Below are 728 nucleotides of genomic sequence, written 5' to 3' on the forward strand. Positions count from 1 at the left end.
GTCGTTGCCGCTGCGCGGCGCGCTGACGAGGATGCATGGGGGCTGGCTCCACGGGTGGGCAGTTGGGTTTGGCCACTCTCAGCCTACCACCACCGCCAGCCTTTCTCATGCGTTTCAGCAGGTTGGGCTTATCTTAGTGCCATTCCGTCCTGACCCGATATTGGAGGGACAATAATAGGAAGAGAGTTTATGTCCGATTGATTCAGGCTAGCTTGATTGACTGCTTTTTTGCACCTGCTTCTGAAATACTCTCTAGAAAAAGGTGTCTTTAAATAAATTTCAAGCCAATAAGGATTGATTGTATTATCCAAAGCTCGCAACCGAAGAAGGTTTATTCCATGTATTAATGGATAAGGTGAGCCTCGATATATAGCCGTCTTAGCGATATGCTCAGGGCTATTAATATGACTAAACAATATATCCCCTTGTTTAAGAAAAAACTTCTCTTCTAGTTTTTCATCCGGAACTGTCCATTTTACGCGCCTAGCATCAATATCGCCATTCCAAATAGTTTCAATGCGTGTCACTGGCCACCCTTGCCCGGTATCATCTTGTTTTACATTTACCCCATTTCGAATTAACGTCAAGTAATTACCAAGAACCTGGTTCCGTGAACTGAATGAACCGTCTTCCAAGAATTCCCGTTACATAACAAGAGGATGGAGGTAAAATACGCCCATTCTAGGGCTCACCCGGCAGGTGACAAGTTGCGACGTTTCATCATCACG

General features: G+C 45.5%; 1 protein-coding gene. It reads right to left on the minus strand.

The genetic code is table 11. The features are described 5' to 3' along the window. Window positions 1-128: 128 nt before the first annotated feature. On the minus strand, window positions 129-635 hold the full coding sequence (locus CKO27_RS23995; protein WP_338116185.1) for a restriction endonuclease subunit S: 507 nt from the start codon (window positions 633-635) through the stop codon (window positions 129-131). Between the last annotated feature and the right edge of the window lie 93 nt (window positions 636-728).

The sequence above is a fragment of the Thiocystis violacea genome (genome assembly GCF_016583575.1).
Classification (GTDB): Bacteria; Pseudomonadota; Gammaproteobacteria; order Chromatiales; family Chromatiaceae; genus Thiocystis; species Thiocystis violacea.